4 protein-coding genes are annotated in these 4,651 nt (G+C 52.0%); all 4 read right to left on the reverse strand.

What is annotated here, in order from left to right:
- Positions 1–205: 205 nt before the first annotated feature.
- A complete protein-coding gene (locus ASG35_RS32665; protein WP_162244409.1) occupies positions 206–541 on the reverse strand; it encodes a T6SS immunity protein Tli4 family protein in 336 nt (111 codons plus the stop codon).
- A 446-nt stretch (positions 542–987) separates the two neighbouring features.
- Complete coding sequence (locus tag ASG35_RS13560) at positions 988–1,953, reverse strand: T6SS immunity protein Tli4 family protein (RefSeq protein WP_056357848.1); 966 nt, start codon at positions 1,951–1,953, stop codon at positions 988–990.
- A gap of 98 nt (positions 1,954–2,051) precedes the next feature.
- Positions 2,052–3,932 carry an esterase/lipase family protein gene (locus ASG35_RS13565; RefSeq protein WP_056357851.1) on the reverse strand — a complete coding sequence of 627 codons (1,881 nt, stop codon included), beginning with the start codon at positions 3,930–3,932 and terminating at the stop codon, positions 2,052–2,054.
- A gap of 228 nt (positions 3,933–4,160) precedes the next feature.
- On the reverse strand, positions 4,161–4,651 hold a 491-nt coding region (locus ASG35_RS13570; protein WP_156393158.1), incomplete at its 5' end, for a DUF2345 domain-containing protein.

Raw genomic sequence — 4,651 nt, forward strand, 5'->3', positions numbered from 1 at the left:
GGGCCATAGCAGCACCGTCGCCGCACTGCCTGCCACTAGCAGTATGACGAAGACAATGCTCCGGGCCATAGCAGCACCGTCGCCGCACTGCCTGCCACTAGCAGTATGACGAAGACAATGCTCCAAACGGGTTTCGACGGCGGAGTAGACGGTTCCGGTTCTTCCTTAGGTAATCGCCGAAAATCAACAGGCATAAGTGTTCACTTTAGAAGCCATTCGGTCGCGGACGTAATGTCCGCGATACCGCGTCCCAAAGCGCAATGGCCTCGTTTTCCGCAAGCGAAGCCTTTTTAATAGTCGGAGCATTCAGCGCACGGTTTGCCACCCCGCTTGTACATTGCCAATAATAGCGGGCGACTATGGCACCCATAAATTGGATTATGAGAATAACGTGCTCACACATAGGCCCTCTTGACCTGTAGTGAGTCAAAAACGAGGCGATCCGCTTACTTACGGATTGGATCGGCCGCGCGTTAGATTGCTGCCATCTGTATCCGACCGTCGTTTTACCGCCCCTTACGAAATAAGACCGTTTGACCATAACGAAGCTCCACAAATTTTATTCTGTACCTCGGCATAATCACACTGCCGCAATCGCGTCGCCGACACTACATTCCCGTCGATCAGCGAGATTTGCGTTACATCTTGGGCATCAGACGCCCACAATATTCGCCTCGTGGGTCGCCATCGATTGTTGAGTGTACGAGACAAGAACAACCAGCTATCAGAGTTGCTATGAGCAAGGGCACCAAGATTTTCATATTGCTGCCTCGCAAGGGTTTTGTTTAGGTCGCATCTAATTTCTAAGGCTTTTACTGTGCGTTAGATTCGTCCAACGAAGCCGTTCGTCGGAATTCGCATTGAGCAAGTCGCGCTGAGCCTAGCAAGAAAGCGCTAGAAACGAACTTTTCCTGCGCGGTGAGATTACGATATATTCGACGAAATGCGGAGTGCTATCACAGCGCTCCCGGACGCAAGTGCAGGCTTTCAAGCAGCGAGTCCCATATCTCGATAGCCCTTCTCATCGACTGGTGACGATGCTTGTTCGGGCGTTAATGTGCTGTCATTAGTCGAGCCCAGGATGAGTTGAATGTCGACGTACGGTCTTGCTACCGCTTTGGGGACGCCTGGCGCCAAGAGAAAGAAGCGGAATAATTGAATCCCGTTCTCGGTAACGGAGAACAATACTTCTTCCGCGTCCATACCGGCGACTTGGCGCTTACTTTCTCGCAGTACGGTTACGGTATTGCCGTACCCTTGCGTCTGAAGCTCTCGTCGAAGATCGGGCAAAGTCCCAAGTAGCGTTGCCCGTTGGTCACCATCCACGGCGACCCGCATGCTAAGTACAAACGCGGAAGCTTTACCGGGTTGGAGAACGATGGTCTGTTGAGACTCCTCGCTGTTGCGCGACGGACCACCTATCAAAGCGCCCTTTACACAAAATCCGGGGCCTGAGGGAACGGTCCAGTCGTCACGATAAGTGATATTTCGATATACATCACTCGTACGTTCAATCGATTTCTGTACGTCACCGGGCCTCAGCAGAGACTTCATGGTTAGCATCGTCGTGCCTGCCAGGACATACCCCTCCTCATTTAAGAGAAGGTCGGGATGATCTACGTCGTCACTATAAAAAAAGACACGCGAGGTTTGGGTGGGTGATATGACTCTCTCAAGCCACGGAATATCCGTCTTGACGATCAGAGACTTTAATCCCTTGGCCTGCATTTCCTTGTAAGAGATCGAGCCAGTTCTTGTCTTAGCACGCAATTCGGTTTCACGTAGCTCAACTCTGTGTTGAAACGCCTGAACGCTGACGTCGCTTTTGATGTCAATTTTGTCACCCCAATAGGCGTATCGCTCGGAGTTCAACTCACTACGAGCGGGGCGGTTCATCACAAAGCGGCCAATGCACCATGGACGGGGATTCGCAAGCAGCGGGTTGTTGGTCATCGTAGGTTCCCGAGGAGCCGTTCGCGCAAAAGCAGACAGGCTACATAACAAAAATAAGATAGATGCTCTAAAGGCGCACGAGCGAGATAGCGTAGGTGTCATTCTCCATTCGCCTCAATGCTGTGGGCGATTTGGGCGACGCTGTACAGGGTCGCCCATCGAGTCCACGTATGGGCGTAACAGAACTGATGTTCGTAGCCACCCTGTACGAAAATCATTTTCACACCATTGGGTCCCACTAGCGGATGGGGTGAGCCTGGGATCAGACCGCGCCCTTGCGATTCTGCGGACCAACTTGGCACAGTGCCATCCCCAGGAATAATACCGTTTTCATGGTCTCCGTCTTTAGGTCTTCTTGCGGTTTTCTGCACAGTGAGCACAACGGTCTGCCCGCCCACAACGATTTTCAGCACACCTTGGCGATCATCGCGTTCTTTGCCAATCCAAACGGCTGCCTTGAGCTCGTCTTCGCTCACTCCATCGGGAATGTCCCCTTGCCACACTACCGAACCCCATGTCATCAGTTCTTCTGAGGGCAGCCCCGACTCCTGCCTCGGTGTGTACTGTCGGCTTCCGGAAAATTTGGGTTTGAGCGCACCATCCCCGTACATTGCGTAGGTGTTCGGATGATAATTGTTAACAAGAATCTCCTGCCGCTTTACCACACCACGCATCGTTTTCTTAAAATGGTCAAACACGTCGGATTTATTCTTCTGGTCTTCAAGTTGTTTCCCAATGATCCCTGCTGGGTCGAGCACGGAGGTATCTGGAATTAGCCCATACCACTTGTCGCTGATGTATAGCTCGTCGAGAGCACTTCGAATGGGTAAAGCCATTTTCTGCTTTCCATTCTTGTCCACAAATATCCACCACGGGTCACCATTGTTGTAGTCCGGCATAGGCGACAGTTCCATTGGCCCTTCAGCGTTGCTGGCGATCGCAATGAATTCGGCGGCGTCGCGTCCCATCAAGCTTTTGTTAATAAAATCTTCACCGCCCGTTCGGAATCGCTTGGCGAATAGGGGTGCACCGGTGGCCGGTTGTGCTCCATGTATAACACCGTACATGTCGTTCTTGCCCCCGCAAAGCTGCGAAGCCATGCGAGCAACTAACCCACCCATTGAATGAGTAATGATGATTGCCTTATCCGTCTGGTTTTCAAGGCAAATTTCTCGAATACCCATGATGCGGATGATCTGGTCTCCGTGTGGATCCTGAAAATCAATGCCATCTAACACCTGCTGGCCCGACAACAGATTCGATTGCAACCAGTTGTAGCCAATGGCGTAAACGGGGTATCGATAACGCGTCAATGACCGAAATACGTCTGAATCGAGTGTGATGGCTCTCCCGGAACCGTATGCACCGTAATCAGCGGGGTCGGTGCCAAGGATGGATTTCAAGGCGGCCATTTTTCCTTCTGCTTTCGGGTCACCGTGTGCCCATTCACCGATGGGTTGGCCTTCAGCCATTGGGTTATCAAGTACGTTTTGTAGCCAGGCCAGCGTTGGCTGATAGCTCCAGCGATGCACGGTACTCCATCCCCGCCGACGGGCTTCATCTTCCGACAGTCCGCTATCCCCGACTTCGACTGGACCACGAGGATCAACGATCGCCTGTTCTGGGTCGAAAAGCTTGGCGCGCTTTGCGGCGTTGGCAAACCACCCGGCCACAATTGAGATGGCACCAGATATTGCAGATCCAAACGCATCCATATTTGGAGGCCGCCAGACAGTTCCACCAGTGTCCTTGTCGGCTAAGAGTGTCCCCATCACTCCCGGAAGAAATATGACTGGGATAGGTTGGCGGGGATCGAAATGAATTTCTTTGCCTCGTTGATCACTGTCAGGTGTCAAAACGGCGCGCGCCGCGGGCATACCATCAGAATCGAACCCGCCGAGTAGCCGGACGGCGTCGTTTTCACTACCCTCGATGATTGAATCGGCTTCAGGTGTACTTTTGCTGGTGAGGTCACTCATGGCTATACATGTTCAACTAATTATTGAAACAGTGTGGCAAGAAGCGATGCGAGCGTTTGTACGATGATCGCTTGCAATTACGCTTTTGGCTGGGCGTTTGATCACTGCAATGGAAGTCTTTCTTATAACGGCCACAGCACACCTTCGTAACTACAAAGTACACATCAGCCCGACTTGCCATACTAGGTACCGTTTGATCACGCCGGAGAATAGGCTTCTTTCCGCAAATCATGCGGACCCTCCATAGCTCTTTAATAGTCGAATTACTACAGATTCAATATCGTGGCCCTTTTGCACGGATGTTCGGCCCATTTCGTCGGTCAACCCATTGATGCGTGTGCCGTCTCCCCGAACGATCTCGTAGGGTTGTTGCTTAAGCACGTCACCGGTAATCTTGTTGCGAAGAACGTAGGGATCGTTGAAGGCCGTCTTCGGAAGGCTATTCATGTGTTGCGCTAACGAGGATGCTTCCGCCTTACTGAACGACGCAGCTTTCCAAGTGCGATCCCCACGTGTGCCATCTTCGATACCAGTTGCTGACATACGGAGATAAGATCCGCCGCACTTAAGAAGAAGCTCTTCTTTAGCTTCGATCGTCACCCACCCATTTACGCTGGTGATCGTCATGTTCTGGTCGGCCAGCAATCGCATCTCATCGCTTTGCGCTTGAATCTCAACTTTTCCTTTGGCTGCAAACAGCTTCATGCCAAGTCGCTGCA

The sequence above is a fragment of the Burkholderia sp. Leaf177 genome, assembly GCF_001424345.1.
Classification (GTDB): domain Bacteria; phylum Pseudomonadota; class Gammaproteobacteria; order Burkholderiales; family Burkholderiaceae; genus Caballeronia.